Origin of the sequence: Streptomyces virginiae, assembly GCF_000720455.1 — a bacterium.
GTDB classification, from domain to species: Bacteria; Actinomycetota; Actinomycetes; order Streptomycetales; family Streptomycetaceae; genus Streptomyces; species Streptomyces virginiae.
In genome coordinates this window covers 95,190-121,680 of sequence record NZ_JOAK01000026.1, presented here as the reverse complement: position 1 = coordinate 121,680, position 26,491 = coordinate 95,190, and the positions used below count along the sequence as shown (strand labels likewise).

General features: G+C 72.6%; 26 protein-coding genes. 21 read left to right on the top strand and 5 right to left on the bottom strand.

Annotated elements, in window-relative coordinates; translation table 11 throughout:
• The first annotated feature begins 26 nt into the window (after window positions 1–26).
• The 21 genes from IG86_RS0130450 (at window position 27) to IG86_RS0130345 (ending at window position 21,975) form a co-directional block, all read left to right on the top strand.
• Window positions 27–1,184 (top strand): acetyl-CoA C-acetyltransferase, encoded by a 1,158-nt coding sequence (locus tag IG86_RS0130450; RefSeq protein ID WP_030824705.1) that lies wholly within the window; start codon window positions 27–29, stop codon window positions 1,182–1,184.
• A 264-nt stretch (window positions 1,185–1,448) separates the two neighbouring features.
• Entirely contained in the window at window positions 1,449–1,652 is a 204-nt protein-coding gene (locus IG86_RS0130445; protein ID WP_030028954.1) for a cold-shock protein, read from the top strand.
• Between the two features lie 101 nt (window positions 1,653–1,753).
• Window positions 1,754–3,451 (top strand): DEAD/DEAH box helicase, encoded by a 1,698-nt coding sequence (locus IG86_RS0130440; RefSeq protein WP_030901228.1) that lies wholly within the window; start codon window positions 1,754–1,756, stop codon window positions 3,449–3,451.
• Window positions 3,452–4,467: 1,016 nt separating this feature from the next.
• Entirely contained in the window at window positions 4,468–5,571 is a 1,104-nt protein-coding gene (gene lxmK, locus IG86_RS0130435) for a class V lanthionine synthetase subunit LxmK (RefSeq protein WP_037943318.1), read from the top strand.
• Between the two features lie 53 nt (window positions 5,572–5,624).
• On the top strand, window positions 5,625–6,569 hold the full coding sequence (locus IG86_RS0130430) for a T3SS effector HopA1 family protein (protein WP_051785509.1): 945 nt from the start codon (window positions 5,625–5,627) through the stop codon (window positions 6,567–6,569).
• A gap of 146 nt (window positions 6,570–6,715) precedes the next feature.
• Window positions 6,716–6,883 carry an LxmA leader domain family RiPP gene (locus IG86_RS43770; RefSeq protein ID WP_167751178.1) on the top strand — a complete coding sequence of 56 codons (168 nt, stop codon included), beginning with the start codon at window positions 6,716–6,718 and terminating at the stop codon, window positions 6,881–6,883.
• A gap of 91 nt (window positions 6,884–6,974) precedes the next feature.
• Window positions 6,975–7,160: an LxmA leader domain family RiPP gene (locus IG86_RS39270; RefSeq protein WP_037848572.1), complete on the top strand. Its 186-nt coding sequence runs from the start codon at window positions 6,975–6,977 to the stop codon at window positions 7,158–7,160.
• Between the two features lie 97 nt (window positions 7,161–7,257).
• A complete protein-coding gene (locus IG86_RS0130415; protein WP_030824719.1) occupies window positions 7,258–8,262 on the top strand; it encodes a methyltransferase in 1,005 nt (334 codons plus the stop codon).
• A 50-nt stretch (window positions 8,263–8,312) separates the two neighbouring features.
• Complete coding sequence (locus IG86_RS0130410; RefSeq protein ID WP_045936602.1) at window positions 8,313–10,106, top strand: ABC transporter ATP-binding protein; 1,794 nt, start codon at window positions 8,313–8,315, stop codon at window positions 10,104–10,106.
• Window positions 10,103–11,071 (top strand): LLM class flavin-dependent oxidoreductase, encoded by a 969-nt coding sequence (locus IG86_RS0130405; RefSeq protein ID WP_030824725.1) that lies wholly within the window; start codon window positions 10,103–10,105, stop codon window positions 11,069–11,071. Before IG86_RS0130410 ends, IG86_RS0130405 begins: the two co-directional genes overlap by 4 nt.
• On the top strand, window positions 11,068–11,808 hold the full coding sequence (locus tag IG86_RS0130400) for a flavoprotein (protein WP_063761582.1): 741 nt from the start codon (window positions 11,068–11,070) through the stop codon (window positions 11,806–11,808). Before IG86_RS0130405 ends, IG86_RS0130400 begins: the two co-directional genes overlap by 4 nt.
• Window positions 11,805–12,809 carry an aminoglycoside phosphotransferase family protein gene (locus tag IG86_RS0130395; RefSeq protein ID WP_030824741.1) on the top strand — a complete coding sequence of 335 codons (1,005 nt, stop codon included), beginning with the start codon at window positions 11,805–11,807 and terminating at the stop codon, window positions 12,807–12,809. Before IG86_RS0130400 ends, IG86_RS0130395 begins: the two co-directional genes overlap by 4 nt.
• A gap of 23 nt (window positions 12,810–12,832) precedes the next feature.
• Window positions 12,833–15,499: a M16 family metallopeptidase gene (locus IG86_RS40280; RefSeq protein ID WP_051785508.1), complete on the top strand. Its 2,667-nt coding sequence runs from the start codon at window positions 12,833–12,835 to the stop codon at window positions 15,497–15,499.
• A gap of 45 nt (window positions 15,500–15,544) precedes the next feature.
• Complete coding sequence (locus IG86_RS42575) at window positions 15,545–16,030, top strand: hypothetical protein (protein ID WP_157854938.1); 486 nt, start codon at window positions 15,545–15,547, stop codon at window positions 16,028–16,030.
• Window positions 16,027–16,377: a transcriptional regulator gene (locus IG86_RS41710; RefSeq protein ID WP_234316055.1), complete on the top strand. Its 351-nt coding sequence runs from the start codon at window positions 16,027–16,029 to the stop codon at window positions 16,375–16,377. The genes IG86_RS42575 and IG86_RS41710 overlap by 4 nt, the downstream gene beginning before the upstream one ends.
• A gap of 41 nt (window positions 16,378–16,418) precedes the next feature.
• Window positions 16,419–17,573, top strand: coding sequence for a nucleotide disphospho-sugar-binding domain-containing protein (locus tag IG86_RS0130375; protein WP_045936601.1), 1,155 nt, complete (start codon window positions 16,419–16,421; stop codon window positions 17,571–17,573).
• A 199-nt stretch (window positions 17,574–17,772) separates the two neighbouring features.
• Window positions 17,773–18,654 (top strand): ABC transporter ATP-binding protein, encoded by an 882-nt coding sequence (locus IG86_RS0130365; RefSeq protein WP_244306155.1) that lies wholly within the window; start codon window positions 17,773–17,775, stop codon window positions 18,652–18,654.
• A gap of 37 nt (window positions 18,655–18,691) precedes the next feature.
• Window positions 18,692–19,567, top strand: coding sequence for an ABC transporter permease (locus IG86_RS0130360; RefSeq protein ID WP_107051889.1), 876 nt, complete (start codon window positions 18,692–18,694; stop codon window positions 19,565–19,567).
• Between the two features lie 91 nt (window positions 19,568–19,658).
• Entirely contained in the window at window positions 19,659–20,306 is a 648-nt protein-coding gene (locus IG86_RS0130355) for a GOLPH3/VPS74 family protein (protein WP_030901203.1), read from the top strand.
• Window positions 20,307–20,313: 7 nt separating this feature from the next.
• The gene (locus IG86_RS0130350; RefSeq protein WP_030901200.1) at window positions 20,314–21,468 is read left to right on the top strand and encodes a glycosyltransferase; all 1,155 of its coding nucleotides are present in this window, start codon (window positions 20,314–20,316) and stop codon (window positions 21,466–21,468) included.
• Window positions 21,469–21,552: 84 nt separating this feature from the next.
• A complete protein-coding gene (locus IG86_RS0130345; protein ID WP_030824762.1) occupies window positions 21,553–21,975 on the top strand; it encodes a hypothetical protein in 423 nt (140 codons plus the stop codon).
• A 99-nt stretch (window positions 21,976–22,074) separates the two neighbouring features.
• Here the strand turns inward: IG86_RS0130345 and IG86_RS0130340 are convergent, their stop codons facing one another.
• From IG86_RS0130340 to IG86_RS0130320, 5 genes are read right to left on the bottom strand one after another with little or no spacing between them, the layout of a single operon-like run.
• On the bottom strand, window positions 22,075–23,007 hold the full coding sequence (locus tag IG86_RS0130340; RefSeq protein WP_030824765.1) for a tyrosine-protein phosphatase: 933 nt from the start codon (window positions 23,005–23,007) through the stop codon (window positions 22,075–22,077).
• A gap of 30 nt (window positions 23,008–23,037) precedes the next feature.
• Window positions 23,038–24,129, bottom strand: a complete 1,092-nt coding sequence (locus IG86_RS0130335; RefSeq protein WP_037943292.1) for an NAD(P)H-dependent flavin oxidoreductase — start codon at window positions 24,127–24,129, stop codon at window positions 23,038–23,040.
• A 4-nt stretch (window positions 24,130–24,133) separates the two neighbouring features.
• The gene (locus tag IG86_RS0130330) at window positions 24,134–24,886 is read right to left on the bottom strand and encodes a CoA-transferase subunit beta (protein WP_030901195.1); all 753 of its coding nucleotides are present in this window, start codon (window positions 24,884–24,886) and stop codon (window positions 24,134–24,136) included.
• A complete protein-coding gene (locus IG86_RS0130325) occupies window positions 24,883–25,734 on the bottom strand; it encodes a CoA transferase subunit A (RefSeq protein WP_030824775.1) in 852 nt (283 codons plus the stop codon). The genes IG86_RS0130330 and IG86_RS0130325 overlap by 4 nt, the downstream gene beginning before the upstream one ends.
• Window positions 25,731–26,480: an enoyl-CoA hydratase family protein gene (locus IG86_RS0130320; protein WP_030824778.1), complete on the bottom strand. Its 750-nt coding sequence runs from the start codon at window positions 26,478–26,480 to the stop codon at window positions 25,731–25,733. The genes IG86_RS0130325 and IG86_RS0130320 overlap by 4 nt, the downstream gene beginning before the upstream one ends.
• Window positions 26,481–26,491: the final 11 nt, after the last annotated feature.

The following is a 26,491-nucleotide window of genomic DNA, read 5'->3' as shown; positions in this document are numbered from 1 at the left end:
ACCGTCCGACCGTCTGAGGAGTCCCGATGCCCGAGGCCTACATAGTCGACGCCGTGCGCACCCCCGTGGGGCGGCGCGGAGGCGGCCTGTCCGCCGTCCACCCGGCCGACCTCGGCGCGCACGTCCTCAGAGAACTCGTCGAACGGTCCGGGGTGGACCCGGCCGCCGTGGAGGACGTGGTCTTCGGCTGCCTCGACACGGTCGGCCCGCAGGCCGGGGACATCGCACGCACCGCATGGCTCGCCGCCGGCCTGCCCGAAGAGGTCCCCGGGGTCACGGTCGACCGCCAGTGCGGCTCCTCCCAGCAGGCCGTGCACTTCGCCGCGCAGGGCGTGCTCTCCGGCACCCAGGACCTCGTGGTCGCCGGCGGCACCCAGAACATGTCGATGATCCCGATCGCCTTCGCCTCACGGCAGGCGGCCGAACCGCTCGGCCTCACCGAGGGCCCCTACGCGGGATCCGCAGGCTGGCGCGCCCGGTACGGCGACGCCCCGGTCAACCAGTTCCACGGCGCCCAGCTGATCGCCGAGAAGTGGGGGATCTCGCGCCGGGACATGGAGGAGTTCGCGCTCCGCTCCCACCACAGGGCGGTACGCGCGATCGACGAGGGCCGCTTCGCCCGCGAGACCGTGGCCTACGGGGACGTGACCGCGGACGAGGGACCGCGCCGGGACACCACCCTGGAGAAGATGGCGACGCTGAAGCCGGTCGTCGAGGGCGGCACCATCACCGCCGCGGTCTCCTCCCAGGTCTCCGACGGCGCCGCGGCCCTGCTGATCGCCTCCGAGCGGGCCGTCCACGAACACGGCCTGCGGCCGCGGGCCCGCATCCACCACCTGTCGGTACGGGGCGAGGACCCCATCCGCATGCTGTCCGCCCCCATCCCGGCGACGGCGTACGCGCTGAAGAAGACCGGCATGTCACTGGCCGACATCGACCTGGTGGAGATCAACGAGGCGTTCGCCCCGGTGGTCCTGGCCTGGCTGAAGGAGACCGGCGCCGACCCCGAACGCGTCAACGTCAACGGCGGCGCCATCGCGCTGGGCCACCCGCTGGGCGCGACCGGCGTCAAGCTGATGACGACGCTCCTGCACGAACTGGAACGCACGGGCGGCCGCTACGGCCTCCAGACGATGTGCGAGGGCGGCGGCCAGGCCAACGTGACGATCATCGAACGCCTGTAGTCCCCGTCCGGCCGGGGCGCCCGCCGCCACCCAGGCGGCGGGCCGTCGCCACCGCCACCAGGAGCCTTCGCGTAGCACGGGGGGCGGAGGTCACACCCACCCGTCCGCACCCCGGGACCGAGGTGTGCTAGCTTAGTGACCGTTGCAGTTGTGGTACCCATGAACTTTATGTGCGCCTGACGGGAATGTTCCTCAGGCGCTTTTATTGTTTTTTTGCCGGAATCTCCGGATGGGGCCCTTTGCCGCCTATTCAGGAGATTTAAAATGGCACTTGGCACCGTGAAGTGGTTCAACTCGGAAAAGGGCTTCGGCTTCATCGAGCAGGACGGCGGCGGTCCGGACGTCTTCGCCCACTACTCGAACATCGCCACCCAGGGCTTCCGTGAGCTCACCGAGGGCCAGCGCGTGTCCTTCGACGTGACGCAGGGCCAGAAGGGCCCCCAGGCGGAGAACATCATCCCCGCCTAATTCCTTCAGCATGCCGGGGTCCGCACCGAGAGGTGCGGGCCCCGGCTTGTCTGCTGTCTCGACCTTTGTTTTACCTGCCGGTTTCAGGAGGGCTTTCTCGCATGACCAGCTCCAGCTCCGCACGACCCAGCCGCCGCCCCACCCGGGGACGAGGAGCGGCCCAGGGGCGTCCGAAGGCTGGTGCGGGACGGCAGAAGTCCGCACCCGCCCCCCGGCCCCAGGAATTCACCATGCCCGAGCCGACCGTCCCGGCGCTGCCGGCGGTCGCCGCGTTCGAGGACATGGACATGCCCGAGGCGCTGCTGAAGACCCTCGCCGCCCAGGGCGTCACCGAGCCGTTCCCCATCCAGGCCGCGACCCTGCCCAACTCGCTCGCCGGACGCGACCTCCTCGGCCGCGGCCGCACCGGCTCCGGCAAGACGCTGGCCTTCGGCCTGGCGCTGCTGGCCCGTACCGCCGGCCGCCGGGCGCAGCCGAAGGCGCCGCTCGCGATGGTCCTCGTACCGACCCGTGAGCTCGCGCAGCAGGTGACCGACTCCCTGGCCCCGTACGCCACGGCCGTCAACCTGCGCATCGCCACCGTCGTCGGCGGCATGTCGATCAACCGGCAGTCGGGCGCGCTGCGCCGCGGCGCCGAGGTGCTCGTCGCCACCCCCGGCCGTCTGAAGGACCTCATCGACCGCGGCGACGCGGACCTCTCGCAGGTGTCGATCACCGTCCTCGACGAGGCCGACCAGATGACCGACATGGGCTTCATGCCGCAGGTCACCGCGCTGCTCAAGCAGGTCGAGCCCGGGGGCCAGACCATGCTGTTCTCGGCGACCCTCGACAAGAACATCGACAAGCTCGTCAAGATGTTCCTGACCGACCCGGTCGGCCACTCCGTCGACCCGTCGGCCGGCGCGGTCACCACCATGGAGCACCACGTCCTGTACGTCATGGACGAGACCGACAAGAAGGCCGTGGCGACGCGCATAGCCGCTCGCGACGGCCGGGTGATCATGTTCGTGGACACCAAGCGCGGTGTGGACCGCATGGTCAAGAAGCTCCTCGCCGACGGCGTGCGCGCCTCCGGCCTGCACGGCGGACGCTCGCAGCCGCAGCGCAACCGCACCCTGGACTGGTTCAAGACGGGCGAGGTCACCGCGCTGATCGCGACGAACGTCGCGGCGCGCGGCATCCACATCGACGACCTCGACCTCGTCGTCAACATCGACCCGCCCACCGACCACAAGGACTACCTGCACCGCGGCGGCCGTACCGCCAGGGCCGGCGAGTCCGGCAGCGTGGTCACCCTGGTCCTGCCCGACCAGAAGCGGGACATGACCCGGCTGATGTCGGACGCCGGAATCTCCCCGCGCACCGCGCAGATCAAGTCCTCCGACGAGGAGCTGGCCCGGCTGACCGGCGCCAAGGAGCCCTCGGGCATCCCGGTGGTGCTTGAGGTTCCGCAGCAGCCCGCGCCGAAGGCGCGCAGCGGCTCCGGCTCCGGCTCCGGTTCGGGTTCCGGCTCGCGCCGCCGCTCGGGTTCGGGCGGCGGACGCGGCGGCTCCGCCACCGGCGGCGCCCCGGCGGCCGGCGGCCGCGGACGCCGTTCCGGCGCAGGCTCCGGGCAGGCCCCGGCGGCCTCCGGCGCGGGCCAGGCCCGTCGCGGCGGCCAGGGAGGTCAGGGCGGCTCGGCCACCGGATCCGGCGAGCGCGGACGACGCGGCGCGGGCGGCTCCGGCGGCGGCGCCGCGGCGGCCTCCGCCCGCAGCCGGGTCGGCACCGGCGGCCAGGGCCGCCGCCGCACGGTCTGACCCGCACCGGCCCCACCGATACGCACGGCGAAGCCGGGCAGCGCACCACGCGCTGCCCGGCTTCGCCGTTTCGCGTGGCGGCCGCGCGGCCCTACCTGTCGCCGTCGCCGGCGCCGTGGCCGCCCGCAGGGGCGGCGAACCTTGCACCGAACCCGCCGGTTGGAGAGATCTCTTCACACAACCCGCACTCCGTCCGCCCGGCGTGCCGGCCGGGAACTGCCCGCGGCGCGCGCGGAACGGGAACGTATGGCTGAATCGTGTAGCTCATAAATCGGCTGGAAAATGCCGGCACAGCCGCTGTGCGGGGCAGAAGTGACCGGCATTCACATGCGCGTGTTCGGGCAGCGGTCGCCGCGCGGCGGAGGGGCAGCTCGGCCGCTGGTCGACGTCGACCGCGTCAGGTTACCCGAGGTCGCACGCCTTGATCATTCAGGCCTTGCAGGCAGGCGCGCAACGCCGATTCCGGACCCCAACTGGAGGCGATCCGTGCCGGTTGAACAGCTTTGATCCCGATCTGGACAGCTCGTCTTGCAGGATTGGAAAGTGGCGTGCGTCACACACCGGATCGTCGTCTTGCGGATGTGGATGCAGGATGCATACGGTGCTGATCAGTCGAGGTGCGGACCAGTCCTCGATGAACAACGGGGGAACGAAAAGTGCATCGCACGAAAATTTTCATGGGCGTTGACGTCAATAGTCCCGCTCTTCTTCGCACCGCTTCGATCGGTGCCCGCGTCTCCGGCTGATCCGGAGCGCATCTTTTACGGCGCCCCAGTGCGCCTTCCTTTCCACGAACGATCGCGCTGACCTCTGCGCCGGCCGGCAGGAATGAATCCGCCGCCGGTCGCCGACGCGCAGAACCCGCCCGGCCGTTCTTTTCCCAGTGGACCCCTGATACGGCACTCCGCCGTCTCGGCCGTCCTTTTGCGTGCGCCATCCTGCGCTGTCCTGTGCAGTGCTTCGTGGTGCCCGCAGGGATCAATTCTTGTGCTTGAGGGGAGAAGTAGGTGGCTGTCATGCAAAAAGAAGTGGCGCCCGTGGATCTGGACGCCACTCCGGAGGTCGACAAACTCCTCGTCGACCTCGGGGTGGGGCCCTTCGTGCGAGACTCGGTCACCTCTCCCATCGGCAGGAACGACGCCTGGGCCGGCCTCACCGCTGATGGGACCGAGGTTTTCGTCAAACGTCTGACCGGGGCCGCTCCCGACGTGCGGGCCCGAATGCGGCGCATGCTCGCATTCGAGGAGTTCGCCGCCGCCGCCCGACCGCCCGAACTGCATCGGCCGGTTCTGCTGGGCAGCGACACCGAGCACAACGTGGTGGCCTTCGAACGCATCGTCGACGCGCAGAACGGTGCGCAACTGATGGTGGACGAAGTATTCACGGGGGAACACGCGCACCGGATCGGGCGCATCATCGGGCAGTTGCACGGGGCTGTTCCGCCGCATTCCGCAGAGCTGGACGACGAGCCGCCGCCCTTCCCGCCGGTGCCGTTCCTGCGCGGGCTGCCCATGTCCGTCTACGCCAAGTCCAGTGCCGGTGAGCTGGAGGCCTGGCGCCTCCTCCAGGGTGACCCCGTGCTGATCGCAGCCCTGGAGCGGCTGCGTGACATGGAGCGGTCGTCGCCGCGCGTGCCCTCGCACTGCGACTTCCGTGTCGACCAGCTGCTCGTGCATCCGGATGCCATTTACGTCGCCGACTGGGAAGAATTCCGGCTGGCTGATCCGGCGCGTGACGTCGGTGCTTTCGCGGGTGAATGGATTTACCGATCGGTCCTTGACGTCGTGACCAACAGGGGTGACGATGTGTTCATCGACGTTGAATTCACGCACGAATTGATAATTCAGCGCGGTGTTGAGAAGATGCAGCGTCTCCTTCCTCTGGTGGCCGAATTCTGGCAGGGTTACAGGGCGGTGCGGCCCCAGGTGGACGACGGCCTCGCCGTACGGGCCACGGCATTCGCCGGATGGCATTTGCTGGATCGGCTCGTCGCGGGCGCCCTGTCCTCCTCCCGGCTTACCGGCATTCAGCGTGCAGCGGCCGGCGTCGGCCGTGCGGCGGTCGTAAATCCGGAGAAATTTTCATTGACACTCGGATTCGGGGACGTGAAAGTAGCGTGACGACGCAAGGACGGGGGGATGTTGCGATGCTATCGCCGGACGTACTTGAGGTAATGCGGCGCATAAACGTCTCGGCGGACCGTTCGGCGGCCCGGGTCGGGGAACGGGAAACCGAGGCTGAGACGCCCCGGGAACTGCGCCGGATCCTTTCCGAGGCGATCTACGACGTCTTCCACTCGGGGCAGCAGGACGCCAAGATCCCGACGCGGCTGCGGGACCCGGCCCTGGAGGCCCGGTTCGCCGCGGTCGTGCCGCACGCGGACATCACCACCAGTGCGGTGGCCCGCTCCGGGGCCGAGCAGGACGACAAGGGCAACACCCGGGTGCTGGTGGAACGCGAAGGCGTCCGCTTCTGGGCGCCCGAAGGCGTTCTCGCCGCGGTGGACCGGCAGCCGGCCGACGCCGAGGTGAAGGCCTCGGGCGTCAGGCCCGGGGACGTCGTCAGGCTGCGGATGCCCTCGGCACGGCCGGGCCTGTCGCCGGGGTTCTTCCTGGTCGACGGTTCGACGCCGCGCCGCGGGGGCCGAGACGTCCTGCGGCTCTACGTGAACGTCACCAACGTCGACGACGCCATCGGGGTATGGGGGGCCGCCCTGTCCTTCCTGGAGGAGCGTGGGCTGCCGTACCGGGCGAAGGTCCTGTCCGCGCCCGAGCTCTACCCCCGGCGAGACGCGCTCGTGGTCTACCTGGACGGCGAACTGGCGTCCGTCGCTCCCGAACTCGCCGCAGCGCTGGGGGACCTGCCCGGCATCGGCGCCGACACCTCCTCCTTCGTCGAGGAGCTGCGCCCCGGCATCGCGACGGCCTGGGAGCCCACCGACCCCCACTCGGGCCGGCAGGGCCTGAGCTTCGGCCAGCACCGCGCCAGCGTGCTCGCCACGGCCCTGGTCGACAGCTCCGACACCCCGGACACGGCCGAGCGCACCGTCGTCGAGCGCTTCACCGAGGCCGGGATCGACCCGGCCAACCCGGCGCGCAACCTGCCGTCCGCGGCCTGAGCGGCGCTCCGCAGCGACTCCCGAACGCCCGGACCACCAGGACCGGTGGCCCGGGCGGGGAGCGCGACACGTGATGAGCCCATTGCTGGAAGCGCCAACGGCGCTTCCTGTCTTGAGCTCAAGCACTCGAACGAGAAAGAAGAATCATGAACAGCAACGACAGCATCATGGAACTCGTCGCAGGCTACGAGACCTACATGGACGCGAACGAGCTCGACGTCACCGCCGTCGCCGACGCTCCCGCCACCACCTGGTACTGCGCCTCCGCCGCGGTCAGCTTCCTCAGCGCCGCGACGTACGAAGCCACCTGCTGAAAAACCGGCCACAGAGCCGCGCTCACCGCTCCGGGGCAAGCGGAGCGGCGAGCAGCCCACTCGATTCACGCACTCATTTAGGAGAGAGCACATGGAGAAGGCCACGTCCATCGTAGAGCTGCTGTCGGGCTACGAGGCATACAGCTCCGTCGAGGAGATCAACCTGTCCGCGGCTTCCGACGCCCCGGCCACCACCTGGGGCTGCGCCGCCGTGTCGGCGAGCATCAGCTGGATGAGCGGCCAGGTCGTCTCGAAGACCGTCGACGACGGCTGCTGATCCCCCTCAGGGACCACCCGGTGCGGCGTGCGCGGGCCTTCCCGCGCACGCCGCACCACCCCTCCACCCCTCGAACTTCCAGCGTGAGGCGCGACCGATGGCAGAGCCCCAGCCCTACGAGAAACTGATGTCCATGGCGGACCTGCTGACCCCGGCCGCCATCCGAGCCACGGCCACGCTGTGCCTCGCCGACCACATCAAGGCCGGCGCGACCACCTCCGAGGCCCTCGCCGAACGCGCGGGCACGCAGCCCGACGTCACCGACTCCCTCCTGCGACACCTGGCCGACATCGGCATCCTGACGGCGGACGACGAGGGACGGCACTACTCCCTGACCCCGATCGGCGAGCCGCTGCTGTCCGACCACCCCTTCAGCCTGCGCCAGGTGCTGCGCAACGACAGCATGATCGGCCGCGGCACGCAGTCCCTGCTCCGCCTCGACCACACCGTCCGCACCGGTGAACCCACCCACGGCGGCGGCTACTGGGAGAGCGTGAACAACGACCCCGCCTACGCCGAGGAGTGGGGCGAGCAGGCCCGGGCGTTCGACGCGGTCGCCGACCAGCCGCTGTCCTGGGGCGCCCAGTACATCGTCACCGAGTACGACTGGAGCCGCGCCCGCAGCGTCGTCGACGTCGGCGGACACCTCGGCGCCATCCTGCTGGCGCTGCTGCGCCACCACCCGCACCTGCGGGGCACGCTCGTCGACCTCAAGAACGTCGCGGAACAGGCCGGCGCCCGCTTCGCGCGCAGCGAGGTGGCCGACCGGGCCGAAGCCGTGGTGGGCAGCTTCTTCGACCCGCTGCCGAAGGGCGCCGACGTCTACCTGCTCTCCGCGATCCTCGCCGACTGGCGCGACGACGACGCCGTACGGATCCTCGGCCGGTGCCGTGACGCCGCGGGCCCGGAGGGCCGGATCCTGCTCGCCGACGTGGCCATGCCCACGAACGGCCCGGCCACCGAACTGCAGTTCCGCTCGATGATGCCGGCTCCGTCGCGCTCCGCCGAGGAGCTGGAGGCGCTGTGCACCGAGGCCGGGCTGAAGGTCACCTGGCGAGGGCGTACGGGGCTGCGGACCCTGCTGGAACTGGCACCCCGCTGAACTCCGCCCGCCCGAGGAATCGCACGCGCATTGTGAAAGGAAGACGCCCAGTGGCCGTGCCCGACCCCAACCAAGACTTCCGCATCCTGCGGGAACTCGCCGCCGACCGGAAGGGCCAGATCGCGCTCGTCGCCCTGCTGGCCCTGCTGTCGACCGCGTCGACCCTCACCCTGCCGTGGGTGGTGGGCAAGCTGCTCTCGACGCTCGGTGGCGACGGGCTGACCTGGTGGACCGGGCTTCTGGTGGCCCTCGGCATCGGCTCCGCCCTGGCCGGCGCCGGCGCCACGTTCCTGCTGGCGCGCCTGGGCCAGCGGATGATCTGCCGCCTGCGCGTCCGGACGATGCGGCACACGCTGGGCATGAAGGTGTCCGACATCCGTGCCGAGGGCAGCGGCAACCTCGTCGCCCGGATCACCGCCGACACGTCCCGCATCAAGAAGCTGATCGACGCGGGCCCCATCCAGCTGCCGATGGCCGCGCTCACCACCGTCGGCACCCTCGTGATCATGGGGTTCATCGACTGGGTGCTGCTCCTGGTGACCCTCGGCGCCTTCTCGGTCGCGGCCGTACTCATCACCGGTGTCGTCAAGGGCCTGCGGCGCAGCTACATCTCGGTGCAGGAAGTCACGAGCAGCCTCGCCCAGCGCTACATCGCCGCCACCGACGCAGTCAAGGTCATCAAGGCCTACCGCGCCGAGCAGCAGGTCGGCGACGACCTCGCCGAACACGCGGAGAACGTCGCCCGACGCGAGATCGACGCGGCGCGCATGGAAGCCCTGATGATGCCGGTGATCACACTCGGCCAGCAGATCGCACTGGTCGCGGTGATCACGGGCGGCGGGGCGCGGATGCTGGACGGGCGCCTCTCGCTCGCCGACTTCGTGGCGTTCCTGTTGTACCTGCTCCAGCTCACCGCCCCGTTGATGATGATCGCGTCCGCGGTGACCGCCCTCAAGATGGGCGTGGTCGCGCGGGAGCGCTTCACCAGCCTGTTCGCCATGGAGCAGGAGGCGGGCGACCAGGACCGCGCGACGCTGCCGGAACGCCGGCCCGCCGCCCCCGCCGTCGAGTTCGAGGACGTCCGGTTCGGCTACGGCTCGACGCCGGTGCTGCGCGGCGCGGACTTCCGCGTACCGGCCCGGGGACTCACCGCCATGGTGGGCCTGTCCGGTTCCGGCAAGACGACCTCGCTCGAACTCATCGAGCGCTTCGCCCTCGCCGACGGCGGCAGCGTCCGCGTCTTCGGGCGGGACGTCACCGACTGGCCCCTGGGCGACCTGCGCCGCCGCATGGCGTACGTCGACCAGTCCGCCACGCTCGTCCAGGAATCCGTCCGCAGCAACCTCACCCTCGGGCGGAGCGCCACCTCGGTCTCGGACGACGACATGCTGCGGGTACTCGACCGGGTCGGCCTCGCCGAGGAACTGGCCCGCACCCCGCAGGGCCTGGACACCGTCCTCGCGGGCAACGTCGACCTCTCCGGCGGGCAGCGCCAGCGCCTCGCCATCGCCCGCGCCATGCTCTCCGAGTCCGATCTCGTACTCCTCGACGAGCCGTCCTCGCAGCTGGACAGCGTCAACGAGCAGAAGCTCCGGGACCTGGTGGACGAACTCGCCCGGGAGCGGGCCATGCTCGTGGTCGCCCACCGGATCTCCACCGTCCAGCACGCCGACCACGTGATCGTCTTCGACGAGGGCCGCGTGGTCGGAGAAGGACAGCACGCCACGCTGATGCGGGACTGCCCCGTGTACGCGCGCCTGGTGCGCGGCCAGATGCTGGCCGCCGAGGACGGCACGGCGGCCGACGCCGACGCACGCGTCCTGGAGACGGGGGCACGGGCATGAGCGACCACTCCTTCCTGGTGCCGTTCGTACCGACGCGCCCCGAACAGCTCCTCCCCTTCGCCGCGCTCGCCCAGTGGAGCAAGGCTGGCCGCCTCTGGCAGGGGCAGGGCACCGCGAGCGACACCCACCAGGCGTTCACCTACGCCGCTGCCAGCGGCTTCCGCGGCCCGGTCGGCACCTCGGTCTCCCTGATGCCGTTCTGCCACCCGTACGACGCCGCGCTGCGGGCCCAGAGCCTCGCCGCCGCCATGGGCCACTCCGTGGTGGCCGGCTTCGGGCCCGGAGCCAAGGTGCTCCAGAGCAGCATCCTCGGCGCCCCCTACCGCAGCCAGCTCGGCGCGGTCCGCGACTACGTCACGATCGTCCGCGACCTGCTCGCGGAAGGGAAGGCGGACCACGAGGGCGAGTTCTACACCTGCCGTGCCGCGCTGCCGCGGATGCCGCTGCCGCCCGTCCAGGTGGGGCTCGGCGTGCTCCGGCCGCGCATGGCCGAACTCGCCGGTGAACTGGCCGACGTGGCCATCACCTGGCTGACCCCCGCCGCGTACCTGCAGGACACCGTGGTACCCGCACTGCGCGCCGGCGCGGGGAAGACCGGGCGGCCGGTGCCGCGCGTGGTGGCGATCGTGCCCGTCGCGCTCGCCGGCCCGAACCGCGACGCGACGAAGCTGGCGCTCGCCAGCAACTCGGGACACATGCGGCTGCCGCACTACACCGACATGCTCAGCCGTTCCGGCATCGACGTGGACATGAAGGCCGACCCGGAGGCCAGTGGCAAGGCGCTGGTGGGCGGCGACGCGTTCCTCTACGGCGACGAGTCGGAAATCCGCGAGAAGTTCGCCCAGTTCACGGCGGCCGGCGTCGACGAGATCGTGCTCAACGTCACCGGCGTCGCGATGACCGAGGGCGGTCCCGCCGCGCTGCGGGAACTCGAGGCGCTGCTCCGCCTGGTGGATGCCGCATGACGGCGTACCCGCCCCGACAGGACGCCCACACGGCCGTCGGGGCGCCGGAAACGGTGGAATCCGCGCAGGTCGCGCCGTTCGGGATCTCCCGGCTGCTGCTCGTCGTCACCGGTTCGGCCTCGGCCATCGGGCTGCCCCAGTGGCTCGGCTGGCTCCGGCGCGAGTATCCGCAGCTGACCGTGCGCGTGGCGATGAGCCGCAGCGCCGAACGGTTCGTCACCCCGCTCTCACTCGGCCTGCGCCTGGAGGAGGACGTGGAGATCGACGCCTGGGAGGAGTGCACCCGGGCCCGGCACGTGGAGTACGCCGAGTGGGCTCAGGCCGTACTCGTCTACCCGTCGACGTTCCACTTCACGGCCCGGCTGGCGCTGGGCCTCGCCGACACACCGGTGCTGCTGGCCCTCCAGTGCACCGACGCGATCGTGGCGGTGGCTCCCTCGCTGCCGCCCGGCGGCCTGGACAGCCCCGCGTTCCGGTCGCACTGGTCCACCCTGGCGGCCCGGCCCAATGTCGTTCTCGTGCCGCCGGCCCCGGGGTACAGCCTGACCACCGGGCGGGAGGACGGCTGGGTCCCGCCGCCCCTGACCGAGGCGCTGCGCCGCATCGAGGACCGCAGGACCGAACGGGAACGGGAACGCGAGCAGGAGCGGGAGCGCCGGGAACGGGCCGGGAGCCCGACGCCGGAAGCGGACGCCCTCGCGTACGCGGCGTTGCTGGCGGACGGAGCACAGGCATGAGCGGCACCTCACCCGCGACCGGGACCGAAACCGGGACCGGGACCGGGACCGCGGTCACGGTCGAGCAGACGGCGTCCGCACAGGTCCCGGAGCGCAGGGAGTTCGGGACCGGACTGCTGCACACGGTGGTGACCGGGGACCCGGACCGCGGGTACACGTGGGTGCGCCGTCCCGGCCCCCTGTCGCCCGCGCCCTTCGCCGCGCCCGGCCTCGACCTGGCCGGCCCCCACGGCCCCGCCGCACCGATCGCACCGGACGCACCAGACGCGCAGGCGCCGGCCGGCGCCGTCCGCTGGGCGGCGGGCACCGAGACCGCCGAACCGGGCGGACGCCGCTACCGCGTGCGCGGCCCGGAGTCGGTCGCCCGGCGCCTGCTGCACCACGGCCCGGACGAGGACCTCGTCGCCGTCCTGGAGGGAGTCGGCCGCCTGCTGCGCACCCTCCACGAGACCCCCGTGCCCCAGGACCTGGCCGGAGGCCCGCAGACCCGGCCGCGCGGACTCGTCCGGTTCACCGACTGGCTGGCCGGCCGGGCCGCGAGCCCCCGGGCCGCGTACGCGGAGTCGCGTCTGCGTCCCCGCCTCGGCGAGACGCGCATGGCCGCGCTGCACGCACTGTGCGCGCGGATCGCGGACGAGCCGGACCCCGTGCTCTGCCACGGCGCACCCGCCCTCGGCTCCCTGGTCCCCGCGGTACCGTCCGGCGGCGCCGACCTGCTGATCGGCGAGGACCTGTGCCTGGCGCCCTGGTACTTCGACCTCGGCTGGATCCTGGGCGAGCTCGTCGAACTCAAGTGGTACCGGGGTGACGGCCATCCCGCGTGGCCGCGCCTGCTCGACGCGCTCTTCCAGGGATACGGGCGCGACCTCGGTGACGAATGGGGCCGGTTGGCCGCCCTGCGGGTCCTGCTGCACCTGCACGACTACACGGCCTACGTCGGCTGGGACGAGAAGACCTTCGAGAAGTACACGGGCTTCGCGATGTTCCTGCTGGACCTCTGAGCCGGAACCCTTGGGAGACAGACATGATCCGCACACCGGCCGTACCGCAGACACGGGCCACCCCGGACGCGGCGCCGGCCGGCGGCGGGCTGCACAAGCGCACCCTGTCCAACGGCCTGCGCGTGGTCCTGTCCCCGCACTGGCCCACCCCCCGGGCGGCGGTCGCGGTGCACTACGGGGTCGGGTTCCGCTCGGAGCAGCCGGGTCAGGAGGGCATGGCCCACCTCTTCGAACACCTGATGTTCCGGGGCAGCGCCAGCATCGCCGACGGCGCGTTCTTCGACGGGCTGCTCCCGCTCGCGGGCGCCGCGAACGGCACCACCCACCAGGACTACACCGACTACTTCCAGACGGTCCCGGCCCAGGCCCTGGAGCAGGCCCTGTTCCGCGAGGCCGACCGGATGCGCGCGCCGCGCTTCGCGCCCGCCGAGCTGTCCGCGCAACTCGTTGAAGTGGCCCGGGAGATCCGGCACATGCGGGACGGCCGGCCGTACGGCGGCTTCCCGTGGCCCCTGCTGCCCCAGGCGCTCTTCCGCACCTTCGCCAACGCGCACGACGGATACGGTGACCCGGAGCTGCTGGGCCGGATCACGCCCGAGGACTGCGCACGCTTCTTCGACGCCTACTACGCGCCCTCGAACGCGGTGCTGACGGTGGTCGGCCCGCAGGGCCCGGAGGAGCTCGGGGACCTGGTGGAACGCCACTTCGGTGACATCCCCGCCCGCGCGGTCGCCGGCCGGCAGCCGCTGGGCGAGCCCGAGCCGGACCGCGACCGCCTGCTGCGGCGCACCGATCCGCAGGCGGTGCGCACGGCCGTCGCCGTCGGCCACCTGCTGCCCGACCCGGCCACCGAACTTCCCGCGTACGTGGCCAACATGGTGCTCGCGGAACTCACCGGCCGGCCCGGTGCGTCGAGCCTGCCACGGCCCTTCACCGGGCCCGTGGGAGCGGGCTGCGGGTTCTTCGGCCCGCTGGACGCGCTCTCCCCCGACGTGCTCGTGGTGACCTCGCTGCTCCCGGCCGGCCAGGACCCGGAGGACTTCACCGGCCGGCTGACCGACTGGTGGTCCCGGCTCCGCGATCCGCTCGGGCCGGCCGCGTCCGGCGACGACGCCGTGGCCGCGGCCCGCTCGCTCGCGGCCCGCCACCGGCGCGACCACGCCGACCTGCAGCGGCGCTGCCGCGCACTCGGCCGCCTGGAACTGCTGCACGGCCGTGCCGAACTGGCGCTGGAACTCCCCGGGCTGCTCACCGCGGCCACCCCCGAGCAGGTCGCCTCCGCGGCCGCCGCGCTGGCCGACGCGCACCGGGCCGTCCTGGTGCTGGAGCCGGGTGAGGTGCGCGGCGGACCGGCCTGCGCGCCCCCGCCCGCCGTCCCGGCACCCGGCCCTGCCGGGGAGCCCGCGGGGCCGACGCGCCCGGCCGTGCGGCCGCGGCCCATGCCGCCGCTCGGGGATCCCGTGGCACCGGCGTTCGACGGCGCCCGGGAGACCGTCCTGGGCAACGGCCTGCGCGTGATGGCCGTACCGGACCGGCGGGCCGGTCTGATCGAGGTGCGGCTGCGGGTCTCGCTGGGCCCCGTCGGATGGCGCCGGCCCGAACGGGCGGCCGGGCTGTTGGGCGCCGCCGACCGGGCCGCCACGGCGTCGGTACGGGCGATGCGCCTCGGCGGAGAACTGCAGGTGTCCACCGGCGGACAGTGGGCGGACGTCAGCGCGTGGGCGCCCGCGCGGGAGTTCCCCCGGCTGCTGGGCATCGTGGCGGACCTGCTGGATCCCGCCCGCCTGCCGGACGGATCCGCGCAGCCGGGGAACGCAGCCCTGCGGCGCTCGCCGGAGCACCGGATGGACGGTGCGCTGCGCCTGCACTGGCTCGGGCCGCAGGCGGCTCCGGAAGGGACGGGCACCGAGACCCTCGCGGAGCTGCACCGGGCGCTGCTGTCGCCGGGCGACGCGGTCCTCGTCGTGGTGGGCGACGTGTCGCCGCGCCGTGCGGTGGACGAGGCCGCGCGGGCGCTCGGCGCCTGGAGGGCGGCCGCCCCGGCGCGCACCCTGCCCGCCTCGCGGCCCCTCGTACCGGCCACGGCCGGTGCTCCCGATGTCCTCGTCCTGCGGGAACCGTCCGCGGCCGCCGTCCATCTGACGCTGTGTGCGCCGGAACCGCCCCGCGAGGGCCACGGGGACGCGGCCCGCTATCTGGCGACCGCCCTGCTCGGAGGGCATTTCGGGGCGCGCCTCGCGGAGCGCTGCCGCCGTCTGGGCCGGGCGGAGCACGTCGTGTTCGCGGCCCGGGACCTCGTCGGCGACCGGGCCCGGGCGCTCGTGCGGGTCACCGCACCGCGCCGGTCGCTGGCCGACGCGGTCCAGGACGTGCGCGAGGAGACCGCAGCGCTGGCCGCCGCACCGCCGGGCCGCGAGGAGCTGGACACGGTACGGCAGTACTGTGCGGCGCAGTTGCTCACGGCGTTCGACTCGCCGGGCCTGCTCGCGGACGCCCTGCGGCACACCATGGTCTCCGGGCGCGGTCTGGAGTGGGTGATCCGGCGGCCGCGGCTGCTCGGCGAGGTGTCGGGCGAGGCGGTGTCGCAGGCGGCGCGCGCCCTCTTCGTGCCGGTCACGGACACCGTGGTCGTGCTCGGGGACGTGGGCCCCGCCCACGAGGTCGCGGCGGAACTGGCGGTGCGCCGATGAACCCGCCTGTTGCCATGATGGAAAGTCGACGTTATTGTTTCCAGTATGGAAACGGTAGGTGCATCAGTGGACGGAGAGGTGGTCACCATGGATCCGGCGGACGCGCGTGCGGCCCTCGAACAGGCTGCGGCGGCCCGGGCCCGCATCGTGGCGCGCACACCCAGCCCCTGGTGGTACTACCCGGGCGTCGGCTGCTGCCTCCTCTTCGCCTTCGCCTCCGTCAGCATCGACTGGGACCTGATCCCCTACGGCGTGATCTTCGGGCTCTCGCTGGGCCCGCTCCTGCTGACGACGGCCGCGGGCCGCGCCACCGGTGTCAGTCTCGACCGCTACTACGCGACGCCGGGCCTGCGTCGGACCACCTCCCTCCTCGGGCCCTTCGTGGTGGCGCTGATCGCCGTCGGGCTGGTCCTGGAATGGGCCGCCGACCTGCGCTGGTCGATGGCGGTGTGCGGCGCGGTCGCACTGATCGCCACCGTCCTCGCCGGACGGCGCCTGGACCGGACCCTCGCCGAGGAGCTGCGGCCGTGACGGGAGCGGGCTCGCAGGAGCAGCCGGGAGCCGAACCGCTGCCGGACTTCGACGAAGTGATCCACCCGATCAACCGGCTCCAGATCTGCGCCATGCTCGCCCCCGTCGAATCCCTCGCGTTCCCCGTCGTGCGCGACGCCCTCGGGGTGAGCGACTCGGTGCTCAGCAAGCAGGTGAAGATCCTCCAGGCGGCCGGCTACGTCACGATGCGCAAGGAGACGCTCAACTCGCGCATCAGGGCCTGGATCAGCCTGACCCCCCTGGGCCGCACGGCACTCGCCGCCCATCTGGAACGGCTGCGGCGCATCGCGGACCTGGCGCAGGCACCCGGCGACCCGAACGAATAGGCCGTCGGCCCCACACGTCCAAGCAAGGAGAAGGCAAGGTCATGCCCACGTACCGCGGCCCGGGCGCGCACATCGCCCTCATGTCCGTTCCGCTGCACGGACATGTGAACCCCATGCTCGGCCTCGCGGCCGAACTGGTGGCGCGCGGGCACCGGGTCACCTTCGCCACCGGCGCCGACTTCGCCCCGCTGGTCGAGCGGACCGGCGCCACGGCGATCGGCTACACCTCCGCCTTCCCCTCCCGCACCGCCCCCGGCCGTACCTGGCTGCCCGCCGACGACGACGGCAGCCTCGCCGTGGACGCCTTCCGGCGCGAGTGCAGCATCGCACTGCCCCAGGTCGCCGCCGCCTACGCCGACGACCTGCCCGACCTGGTGGTGTACGACACCGTCACCGGCCACGCCCCGCTCCTCGCCCGCAGGTGGAACGTGCCCGAAGTGCAGTTCTCACCCACACACGCCCTTGCCGGCGGTGCCACCGGCCCGTCGGTCGGCGAAGGGACCGGGGCGCTGTCCGAGAAAGCCCCCTGCATCGTGGCGATGCCCCGGTCCCTGCAGTTCGAGGCGGACAAGGTGGGCGCCCAGCACACCTTCGTCGGCCCCGTCCCCTGGCAGCGCGAGGGCCACGGCCGGTGGGCGCCACCCGAAGGGGACCGGCGTATCGCGCTCGTCTCGCTCGGGACGACCTACAACCAGCGCACCGACGTCTTCCGCCGCTGCGTGCAGGCCTTCGAGGAACTCGACGGCTCCGGCTGGCACGTCGTACTCGCGACCGGCCACGGCAGCGGTCACGACGGTCCCGCCCGGCTCGGCGAGCTGCCCCCGTGGGTCGAGGTCCACGAGTGGGTGCCGCAGATGAGCGTGCTGGCCCACGCCGACGTCTTCCTGACCGCAGGAGGCACCGGAAGCGTCCTGGAGGGCCTGGCCCACGGCGTTCCCCTGGTCGTGCTGCCGCAAGCCGTCGAACAGTTCGTCACGGCGCAGCGGATCGAGGCCCTCGGTCTCGGCCGGGTCGTCCCGCCGGGCCGGATCACGCCGCAGACGCTGCGCACGGCCGTGCGGGAGACGGTCACCGACCCGGCGATCGGCGGGCGGCTCAGCGCCGTGCGCGCGGAGATGGCCGAAGCCGGCGGCGCCCGCGCCGCGGCGGACGTCGTCGAGGCGTCCCTGGCGGGTCTCACCCCCGCCGGCCGCTGACGCCCTCCCGGCCACCGGCGGGGCACACGAGGCAGACACGGCACCCAGACCACCACGGGCAACGAACGAGAACGAGAAGGCGGGGACGGAACAGATGAAGGACGACGACGGGGCCGCGGCCCCGCGCACCCCTCACCACGGGGCCGCGGCCCGGCCCGAGGGGCCCGACGGGCCCGTGATCGACGTGCGCGGACTGCACATGCGCTACGGCGGCCACCAAGTGCTGCACGGGGTGGACTTCTCGGTGCGCCGGGGCGAGGTCGTCGCGCTGCTGGGGCCCAACGGCGCGGGAAAGAGCACCACGATCGAGATCCTGGAAGGGTTCCGCGAGCGGTCCGCCGGAGCCGTCCGGGTACTGGGCACCGATCCCGCGGAGGGCGACGAGCGCTGGCGGTCGCGCCTCGGCGTGGTCCTGCAGTCCTGGCGCGACCACGGCAAGTGGCGGGTCCGGGAACTGCTGGAGCACTTCGCCGCGTTCTACGCCCCGTACTCGACCCCGCACCACCCGCGCCCCTGGGACACCGCGCAACTGCTCGCACTCGTCGGGCTGACCGGCCAGGCGGAGCAACGGGTCGGCAGCCTCTCCGGCGGCCAGCGCCGCCGCCTCGACCTGGCCATCGCAGTGGTGGGCCGCCCCGAGGTGCTGTTCCTCGACGAGCCGACCGTCGGATTCGACCCGGAGGCCCGCCAGGAGTTCCACACCCTGGTCAAGGTCCTGGCGGACCAGGGGAACACCATCCTCCTGACGACCCACGACCTGGAAGAGGCCCAGAAGCTCGCCGACCGCGTCCTCATCCTGGTCGGCGGCCGGATCATCGCCCACGGCACGGTCGACGAACTCGCCCGCCGGATCGGCGCGGACGTGGAAGTGACCTGGACGACGGGGTGCATCGGCCACCGGCACCGGACCCCGGACGTCACCGGCTTCCTGCGCCGGCTCTTCGAGGAGCACGGCGACGACGTCGCCGACCTCCGGGTACGGCAGGTCAACCTCGAGGACGTCTACCTCGCCGTCGTCCGGGACGCCGAAGTGGGACGCACCGACGAGGCGGCACGACGGCTCGCGGGAGCGGCCCTGTGAACGCGGCCGGTACGACGACCGGGAAGGCGGCACGTCCATGAGTACGACCACCCGCGCGGCCGTGCATCCCCTGCGGATCACGCTCCGGCAAGGGCTGCACCGCGGTGGCAGGGAACTGCACCAGATGGTGACCAACGGCCAGGACCTCGCCAGCAACCTCGTCTGGCTGGTCGGCCTGCTGGCCCCGCTCCACATGCTGCGCGACAACGAGCTGGGGGACACCGGGATGTCCGTCGCCGGCTTCCTGCTGCCCAGTCTGATCAGCATGTGCGTGGCCTTCAACGGCATGCTGAGCCTCACCCAGCAGCTGATCGTGGACCGCCAGGACGGCACGCTGCTCCGGCTCAAGGCGATGCCCCACGGCATGCCCGGCTACCTCGTCGGCAAGATCATAAACGTGGCCGGCACCGTGCTGGCCGCCTGCGCGGTCGTGGTCCTCACCGGCATCCTCATGCTGCCGGACGTCTCGCCCGGCAACCCCGGACTCTGGCTCGCACTGGCCTGGGTACTGCCGCTCGGCCTGCTGTCGATGCTGCCCCTCGGGGCGATCCTCGGCTCGCTCATCGAGAGCCCGCGCAACATCGGCCTCGTCATGATCCCCCTCTTCGGACTCGCCTCGGTCTCGGGGATCTTCTACCCCGCCTCCCAGCTGCCCGCCTGGGTCCAGCACGTGGCGGAGGCCTTCCCGCTCTACTGGATCGGCCTGGCCGCCCGGGCCGCGCTGCTGCCCGCCGGCGCCGTGGCCGCCGAGATCGGGGAGAGCTGGCGGCACTGGGAGACGGTGGGAGTACTCGGCCTCTGGGCGGGGCTCGGCCTGCTCGTCGCACCCGCGGTCCTGCGCCGCACGGCACGCCGCGAGTCGGGCTCCGTCATGGCGACGCGCCGCGAACGCGCCATGCAGCGCCCCGTCTGAGCGAGCCGCCCCGCGGCCGCGCGCCCACCCGCGGCTGCGCGCCACCACCGCTTCCCCCTCATCCATCACACCGACAGAAAGAGAAGACGACATGTCCCTCGCACAGGATCTCGCCCTCCTCCTGCTCGACGACGAATCGGGCCGCACCACCATCGAGGTGGGCCGCCGGCACCGCGCCGTGGGCACCGCCGTCCTGCTCGACCTGGTACGGGCCGGCCGCATCACCATCGAGACCCCGCAGGACCGGCCCGCGGGCAGCCGTGCCGTCGTGACCGACACCGCCCCCACCGGCGACCCGGTCCTCGACGAGGCCCTCACCGCCCTGTCCGCCAAGGAGAAGAGCCTGAGCTGGGCGGCGGAGACCATCGGCCACCGCTCGTGGCGGCCCCTGCTGGAAGGCCTCGTCGAGCAGGGCCACCTGCGGCACGAGCAGGGCCGGTTCCTCGGCGTGATCCGTACCAACTCCTGGCCGTCCGCCGACCCGGCCCACGAGGACCAGGTCCTCGCCCGCATCCGCGGCGCGCTGGCGGACGGGCAGCAGCCGGACGAGCCCACCGCGCTCCTGATCACGATCCTGCACGCGATCGGCGCCCTCGCCGCGCTCCTGCCCGGCGAGGACAAGAAGACCGTCGGCGAACGGGCCGAGCGGATCATCCGCGAGACCGAGCAGAGCGGCCCCTGGCGCGAGGCGCTCCAGGGCTTCAACTCCGCCCTGCTCGCCGTGCTCCTGGCGAGCTGACACCCACGTGCGCACCACGGAACCGGGCACACCTGCGGCAGACACCGTCCTGATCGTCGATCACCAACTGCCCACCCCCGACCGCGACTCGGGCTCCCTGCGCCTGACCCGCATGATCGCGGAAATCCGCGGGCTGGGCCGGCAGGTCCTCTTCTTCCCCCTGGACGGACGCGCCGAGCAGCGGTACGCCGCCGCGCTGGCGCAGCTCGGGGTCGCCGTCCTCGCCGACCGGCGGGCGCAGCTGGGGTTCCTGCGCGAGCACGGCCGAAGGATCGCCCTCGCCCTGCTGTGCCGACCGCAGCCGGCCCTGGAACTCCTCGGCGAGATACGGGACTTCGCCCCTGGCTGCACGGTCGTGTACGACACGGTGGACCTGCACTACAGGCGGCTCGGACGACAGGCGCGACTGGCCCGGGAGCAGGGCGACGCGGACCGCTTCAAGCTGCGGGCCCAGGCCGAGACCATGCGCGCCCTCGAACTGTTCCTGGTCGCGGAGAGCGACGTGACACTGGTGGTCTCCCCGGACGAGCAGGAGGTCCTCGCACCCCTGGTGCCGGACGCCGACGTCCGGGTGCTCTCCAACATCCACGTCCCGGCCGACGCCCCCCGGGAGGCCACCGCCCCCGCCGGCGCACGGGTCCTCTTCGTCGGCCACTACCAGCACGCCCCGAACGTCGACGCGGCCCGCTGGCTGGCACACGAGATCATGCCGCTGGTCCGGCGAGAGATACCCGAAGCGGCCCTGGACCTGGTGGGCAGCTCCGCCCCGGAGCCGGTGACCTCCCTCGCCGGCGAGGGGGTGACCGTGCACGGCTGGGTCGAGGACCTCGCCGCGATGTACGCGCGCACCCGGCTGGCCGTGGCCCCCCTGCGGTACGGGGCCGGGGTCAAGGGCAAGGTCGGCGAGGCCCTGGAGCGCGGGGTGCCGGTCGTCGGCACGGCGCTCGCCTTCGAAGGCATGGGCCTGGAACACGACCGTCACGTCCTCGTCGGCGAAGACCCGGCCGGCATCGCCGCGCAGATCGTGCGCCTCGTCCGCGACGACTCCCTGCACGGCCGCCTGGTCCGCGCGGCGGGCCGCCGGCTGGAGGCCCGCTTCAGCCCCGCGGCGGCCCGCAACACGCTGCACGCGCTCCTGTCGGCGGGACCGGCCGCGGGCTGAGGAACACCGCAGGACCCCCATCCCGGCCCGCCGACGGGCCGGCCGATCCGCACTGTCCGAGAACAACCGACGTAAGGAACCAGCATGCGCCTGTCCCTCCCCAAGACGGCTGCCGTGGTCATGGCCCCGGCCGTCGCCTGCCTGCTCGGCGCCGGCCCCGCCACGGCCGCTGACACCGCCCGGTCCCAGGCGCACGGAACCGCCACGGTCACCGCAACGCGCTGGACGGAGCGCGAACTGCCCTTCTCCGTCCTGACGACACTGGTGGTCAAGGGCGAGCTGAGGAACACCGGCGCCGAATGCCACTCCCTGTGGGCCAGGTTCGACGGCAGCGGTGCGTCCGCCGCGAAGTACGCCACCCAGTGCGGACCGGGCGCCGCGCCGTTCACGCTGCGGTCGGCACCGGGTCTGAACCCCGGCGCGACGCTGTTCATATGCCGGGGCGAGGGCACCGACGACTGCGGGCCGCATTTCTCGGCACGGGAGTTCCCCGCCCGCCTGGGCTAGGGCGCGTCTTTCGGAGCTTGCCGGGCGGATCGCCCCCGGCCGGACGCCCGCGGTGCCGGCAGGAAGCCGGCGCCGCGGGCGCGCGAGGGGCGGGGCCGGTCAGCGGACCAGCTTGGTCTGGAGTTTCGCCAGCGTGCGCAGGTCCAGGCCGAGTCCCTGGGTCAGGTAGCCGTAGAAGCTGCCGTAGTCGGCCTCCAGCTGCGCCGTCGCCGAGTCCAGGTAGTCCTGGCGGACCTCCTGGAGCGGGATCAGCAGGTCCGGGTTCTGCATCCGGCCCGACTGCTTCAGGCCCGCCCGCACCTTGGCGTCGTAGGCGGCGCGGAAGGTGTTCGACGCCAGGTAGTCGCGCTCGGCGGTGTCCTCGGGGACGGCGAGCGCGCGCAGCAGTACGTAACTCATCCAGCCCGTCCGGTCCTTGCCCGACGTGCAGTGGTACAGGACCGGGCCCTGCCGGCCGTCCGCGATCTCCCGCAGGGTCGCCGCGAACTGCGCCCGGTTCTCGGGGCCGGTCACGAAGGTGCGGTAGATGTCGCGCATGTAGGCCTCGGCGCGCCCGCCGCCGAGCATCTGCTCCTGCGTGACGGGGTCTCCGCTGCCGATCGCCGCGACGAGGGTCCCGTAGAGGCCGAGGTCGCTGACCGGGCGGGCGGTGGGGGAGAGTCCGGCGGGCAGCCGGTCGGCGCCGTCGTACTGGACCTCCATCGGGATGCGGAAGTCGACGACCTTCGTGAGGCCGAGACCGGAGACGGTGGTGACGTCCGCGTCGGTCAGCTTGCTCAGTGCGTCGGAGCGGTAGACGAGGCCCTGGCGGACCTGGCCGCCGGTCCAGGTGCGGTGGCCGCCGAGGTCGCGGACGTTGACGGCGCCCTGGAGAACGATCTGACGAATCGTTTCGGCCTGCTGCTGGTGAGGCTGCCGGGCGCTGACCCCGGCTCCGGGTGCCGCCGCCGCGTGCGCGGCGGTCGGCAGGGTGGCGAGGGCGAGGGCGGCGACGGCCGCCGCGGCCGCTCTGCGGATTCTGACACGGCTCATTGGGGCGACTCCTGTGACGGAGAAGGGGGATCACCCTGGTGGTGGCAGGGCGTCGAGCGAGTGCGGTCCGTCGGGCCCGTGCAGACGGTCCAGCACGGTGTGGGCCTCGGCCATGACGCGGCGGACGAGCTCCGCGCAGGACGGGAGGTCGTCGATCACCCCCGCGACCTGGCCCGATGCCATGACGCCTAGGTCTGTACGGCCCTCGACCATGGACGCTTTGAGGAGCATCGGAGTGTTCGCGGCGAGCAGGACCTGGCTCCAGGACAGGTCCTTGCCGTGTTTCATCGCCAGGCCGTCGCGGACCATCTGCGGCCAGCTCAGACCGGACAGCCTCCGCAGGCCCGCCGCGTGCCGGACCGCCCGGACCAGCGCCCGGGCCCGGCCGGCCCGCTCCAGGGAATCGACCAGCTCCGTACGGAGCATGCGGTGCGGGAGTCCGTCGACGGCCGTGGTGACGGTGACGTCCCGGACCGTCGCCTTCAGGTATTCGGCCTTCACCGCGTCCGGGACGGTCGAGTCCGACGTCAGCAGGAACCGGGTGCCCATGGCGATGCCCGCCGCCCCGTACGCCAGGGCCGCGACCAGGCCGCGGCCGTCGCTGAAGCCGCCCGCCGCGACGACCGGGATGTCCACCGCGTCCACGACCTGCGGCAGCAGCACCGTCGTGGCCACGTCCCCGGTGTGGCCGCCGCCCTCGCCGCCCTGCACGATCACCGCGTCGGCGCCCCAGGCGGCCACCTTCTCGGCGTGCCGCCGCGCCCCGATCGACGGGACGACGACCACGCCCGCGTCCTTCAGCCGGCCGATCAGCTCCCTGGAGGGCGCGAGCGCGAAGGACGCGACCCGGACCCCCTCGTCGATGATCAGCCGGACCCGCTCGGGCGCGTCCCCGGCGTCCGCACGCAGGTTGACACCGAAGGGGGTCCCCTCCGGGACGCGGGACCTCACCTCGTGGACCGCCGCCCGCAGCTGGTCCGTGGTCATCGTCGCGGACGCCAGGATGCCCAGGGCGCCGGCGTTCGCCGCGGCCGCCACCAGGCGGGGGCCGGCGACCCAGCCCATGCCCGTCTGCACGATGGGGTGCTCGACCCCGACCAGTTTCGTGAACGCCGTCTCCACCGGATCAGCCCCGCACTTCCCGGTCGCGCAGCCCCTCCGGGTCGATCACCTCGCGGATCAGCCGCAGTTCCCCCTCGGTCGGCTCCCGCGTGTACGGGACCTCCTCGGGCAGCGCCAGCTCGAAGCCGGTCGCCGCCCGCACCTGCTCGACGGTGACGCCGGGGTGCAGGGAGGCCAGCCGCATCGCGTTCCCGGGGCCGGCGAAGTCGAAGACGCCCAGGTCGCTGACCACCCGGGGCAGCCGGTGGAAACGGCTCACCCCCGCCTCGGCGGCACGGTCGTAGCCCACGCCGCTCACCATGTCGACCCGCTCGACGAAGACCCGCGTCGAATGCTTGGGAACCCAGTAACTCACCGGATTGTTGAGGGTGTTGACGGGCGCCCCGCGCACGCCGAGCAGCTGGCGGGCCGGCCGCTCCCAGTCGCCGATGCAGGAGATGTTCTGGTTGCCGAACCGGTCGATCTGGCTCGCGCCCATCATCACGTGCCGCCGGCCGCCGGTGACCATGGTCAGGTGGCGCCGGTACGGGAGCCAGCCCTCGGGCGTGCCGTCGAGCCCGACGAGCATGGCCTCGCCGTCCGTCAGCAGCAGGTCGGGGGAGAAGGTCCGCTTCGCGAGCCGGGCCCCGAAGGAGGGGATCAGGCCCATCGGGCTGGCGAGCACCTCGCCGTCGCCGCGCCAGGCCTCGGCGCACGCGATCACGCAGACCTCGGCACGGGTGGCGGAGGCGGCGGGGGTGGCGGTCGTCGTGGTCACTGCTGCTCCTCGTGCCAGGTCCGGACGGCCAACTGGTAGTCGTGCTCGCCCGCCCCGGACAGGAAGCGTGCCGAGAACTCGGGCCAGGGGGTGCTCGCGTAGAGCTTCTGGAAGGCCTCGTCGCGGCCGTAGTCGGGGGCGCAGGAGGTGAAGTGCGCCCCGTTCGGGGTCTCCACCACCCCGGTGACGGAGTGCCGGCTGACCAGGAGGGACTGCGGGGGGCCGGCCTTGGTGAGCTCGGCGGTCTCCACGAGCTGCTCGCAGGAGACGTAGGCGGCGTCGGCGGCCTCGCAGAACAGGTCGTCGAAGTACGGGTCCGGACCGAGGTACTGGGCGTTGCCGAGGCGGTCGGCGCGGTTGAGGTGGACCAGGGCGGCGTCCATGCGCAGGGCGGGGACGGCGACGAGCTCCTCGCCGTCGCCGTAGGGCGAGGTGACCGTGCGCAGTTCCGGATTGACCCGCATCACGTCGGAGCCGAGGCCGGCGCGGACCGGGAGGAAGGGCAGCCGGTTGGCGGCGGCGTGCAGGCCCCACATGAACATGGCCTCGTCGTACTCGGTCAGCGCGAAGGCGGCCCGCTCGCGGGCGGCCCGGAAATGCGGCTCCAGCGCGATGGAGTCGAGGGTGGCGAAGGGGGCGACGAGCCGGCGGATCCGGCCCGCGGCCGCCAGCAGGCCGACATCGGGGCCACCGTAGGAGATCACGGTGAGATCGGTGATCTCGGACCGGAGCAGCGCTCTGACCAGGGCCATGGGCTTGCGCCGGGAGCCCCAGCCGCCGATCCCGAGGGTCATCCCGCTGCGCAGCTGCCCGACCACCTCTTCGACGGTCATGGTCTTGTCGCTCATGCGCGCTCTTCCTTCCCGAAGGTGTCGCGGACCCGGTCGGCCACCCCGCTGAGGTTGGCCTCGAAGGTGAAGCCCTGCTCGAAGCGGTAGCTGCGGCGCACGTCCACCGGGTCGATCCCGTTGATGGCCGCCTTCGCGAGGCGGATCAGGTAGCCGTCCTTCCGCGCGATCTCGGCGGCCAGTTCCAGGGCGGCGCCGCGCAGCGCCTCACGCGGGACCACCCTCCAGACCGAGCCGTGGGCGTGCAGTTCGGCGGCGGTCGCGGTGCGCGAGGTGTAGTAGAGGGCGCGCATCAGGTGCTGGGGGACCAGCCGGGCCAGGTGGGTGGCGGCGCCGAGCGCGCCCCGGTCCAGCTCGGGCAGGCCGAAGACCGCGTCGTCGGAGGCGACGATCGCGTCGGCGTTGCCGACCAGGCCGATCCCGCCGCCCAGGCAGAACCCGTTCACGGCCGCGACGACGGGCACCTCGCACTCGTAGACGGCGGCGAACGCCTCGTAGCAGCCCCGGTTGGCGCCGATGAGGGCCGCGTGGCCGGTGTCGCGTTGCATCTCCTTGATGTCGACGCCCGCGTTGAACCCGCGGCCCTCGGCGGCGAGGACCACGCACCGGACCTCGGGGTCCCGCCCCGCGGTGCGCAGGGCGTCGGCCAGGTCGTACCAGCCCTGCACTGGCAGTGCGTTGACGGGCGGGAAGTCGACCGTGACCAGGGCGACGCCCTTGTCCGGGTCGGAGGTGGAGACACCCATGAGAGGATCAG